Genomic DNA, 2,459 nt, shown 5'->3' on the forward strand with positions numbered 1-2,459 from the left:
TCCCCGGCCCCCGCGGACGTGAGCACGCCCGACGTGGCCCTCCTGCGGGGCCTGCTGTGGGCCTCGGAGCCGGCGCCGGAGGAGATCCGCGCGCTCGCCATCGAGGATCTGGCGCTGCTGGGCGACCCGCGCGCCCTGGACCCGCTGGCCGCGTTCATCTGGGATCCCAACCCGCGCATCCAGCAGGCGGCGCTGCGCGCGGTGGCGCTCTTCCAGCACCGCCGCGCGGAAGAGATTCTGGGCAACATCGTGCGGCACCCGCGCCTGCCGGACACGCTGAAGATCCAGGCGCTGGGGGGGCTGCTCTACCAGCGCACCCCCACCGCGCGCCGTGCCGCGCAGGACGTGGCCGCCGACAGCCGCATGGGCTACGCGGTGCAGAACGCCGCGCGCTCCGTGGTGTCGCAGTGGGACGCTGCCGCGACAACGACGCCCTGAAGAGACGCCTGCCTGCCTGCTCGCCGGGTGCCCACCCCGAGCTGGGAGCCGGGGCCGATTCCTGGAGTGCGCGCGTGTATGGGTTAGACTGGCGCGCATGAAGATCACCCCGCTCGACATCCGGCAGAAGCGCTTCGAGACGGCGATGCGCGGCTACGCGCGTCCCGAAGTGAGCGCGTACCTGGAGCTCATCGCCGGTGAGTTCGAAGAGGTGGTGAAGGAGAACATCGCGCTCAAGGAGGAGCTCAAGCGCACGCAGAACAAACTCGAGCAACACCAGGAGCGGGAGCGCACCCTCCAGGAGACGATGGTCACCGCGCAGCGCATCAGCGAGGACCTGAAGGACGCCGCGAAGAAGGAAGCGGAGATCATCATCGCGGACGCGGAGCACCAGGCGGAGAAGATCGTCCACGGTGCGCACCAGCGGCTGGTGCAGGTGGTGGAAGACATCAACGAGCTCAAGCGCCAGCGCACCCAGTTCGAGTCGCAGGTGCGCTCCGTGGTGGAGGCCCACCGCAAGCTGCTGGAGACGTTCGCCGCGCCCTCGTTCGCGGACCGCGACTACGCGCGCGTCGAGGACAACGTCGCGTTCCTGACGCAGAAGAAGGCCCACTCCAACGACTAGCCCCGTGCCCGCCCCCTGGCTCAAAGCCTTACCGGATGGGGTGGAGCTGACGGTGCTCGTCCAGCCGCGCGCGTCCCGCACGAAGGTGGTGGGGGAACACGACGGCCAGCTCAAGATTCAACTCGCGGCCCCCCCCGTGGACGGCGAAGCGAATGCCGCCCTGGTGGAATTCATCGCCAGAAAGCTGGGTGTCCCGCGCCGGCAGGTGGCCCTCACGGCGGGTGACACGTCGCGCCGTAAGCGATTGAAGGTGCAGGGGGTTGATGCGGCGGCGGTCGAGGCTGTTATCTCTGGTGGACCGTGAGGCCACGCATGCTCCGCCTGTTCGCCGTCCTGATGATGCTGCTGGCCTCGCCCCCGGTGTTCGCGCAGGAGGAGGGTCCGCGCGGCATCCACAGCCAGGAGGCCGTCGTCACCGACACCGCGCTGGTGCCCCACGCCCGGCCCGCGCTGGCGACCGGGGAGCTGCGCACGAAGCGCTTCGTCATCGTCCACACGGCGAGGGCGGCGGGCGCGGCCCGGGCGCTGGCCCAGCAGATTGAAGGCGTGCGCGACAACTTCGGCGCGATGCTCGGGCGCGACTGGCCGGGCACCACGGAGATCCGCCTGGGCGTGGGCCGCGAGGAGTTCGAAGCCCTGGCCCTCCCCGGTGGCAAGCCCCCCGGCTGGGCGGTGGCGCTCGCCTACCCCGGGCATCAGATCATCCTCCTGGATGCGCTCAGCCTGAACGGCACGGAGGGCCCCACGACGCTGCGACATGAGCTGGCGCACGTGGCGCTGGGACAGCTCGCGAAGCAGTGGCCGCGCTGGTTCCAGGAGGGCGTGGCGCAGAACCTCACCGAAGAGCGCTACTCCGTCGCCCACTACTCCGCCCTCTTCCGCGCCGTCACGCAGGAGCGCGTCTTCCACTTCGAGGACCTGTCCGACGAGTGGCCGGACCTGCCCTCGGACGTGGAGATTGCCTATGCGCAGAGCGCCGCGTTCGTGGCCTTCCTCACCGGGAAGCACGGCGCCCAGGCCATGGGCCGGCTGGTGGACGGCGTGCGCGCGGGAGAACCCTTCGAGCAGGCCTTCGGCAAGGCCTTCCGCACGTCGCTGCTGCTGGAGGAGCAGGACTGGCGCGAGGGGCTCGCGGCCCGGTACGGCTGGCTGCCGCTCACCACCAGCTCCGCGCTGCTGTGGCTCGCCGCGTCCGCGCTGTGCATCGCGGCCTTCGCGCGCCGGATGTGGCAGAAGTCCGCGAAGATGACCGAGCTTGCCGCGGAGGACGCCGCCGAGGACGCGGCGCTGCGCCTGCTCGCCGCGGCCCGCGCCGCAGGCCCCGTGTCCCCGGACGGCTCCGAGCCGCTGCCCTCCGCCCTCACCTGGCCGGAGTGGCCCGGCGCCACCCCCACGC

At 71.4% G+C, this 2,459-nt stretch carries 4 protein-coding genes; all 4 read left to right on the forward strand.

The genetic code is table 11. The features are described from left to right. Positions 1-438: HEAT repeat domain-containing protein (locus D7X12_RS40800; protein ID WP_244225080.1), on the forward strand; the 438-nt coding region annotated here is incomplete at its 5' end. Between the two features lie 97 nt (positions 439-535). Next, entirely contained in the window at positions 536-1,063 is a 528-nt protein-coding gene (locus D7X12_RS40805; protein WP_120630495.1) for a DivIVA domain-containing protein, read from the forward strand. Positions 1,064-1,067: 4 nt separating this feature from the next. Beyond that, the gene (locus D7X12_RS40810) at positions 1,068-1,367 is read left to right on the forward strand and encodes a DUF167 domain-containing protein (RefSeq protein ID WP_120630496.1); all 300 of its coding nucleotides are present in this window, start codon (positions 1,068-1,070) and stop codon (positions 1,365-1,367) included. A gap of 8 nt (positions 1,368-1,375) precedes the next feature. Next, positions 1,376-2,459, forward strand: a 1,084-nt coding sequence (locus tag D7X12_RS40815) for a peptidase MA family metallohydrolase (RefSeq protein ID WP_244225082.1), incomplete at its 3' end; no start/stop codon positions are given.

Origin of the sequence: Corallococcus sicarius, from assembly GCF_003611735.1 — a bacterium.
Lineage (GTDB): Bacteria > Myxococcota > Myxococcia > Myxococcales > Myxococcaceae > Corallococcus > Corallococcus sicarius.

Coding starts and splice junctions, on each gene's coding strand:
- D7X12_RS40805 (WP_120630495.1), top strand. CDS start 536: ATGAAGATCACCCCGCTCGACATCCGGCAGAAGCGCTTCGAGACGGCG.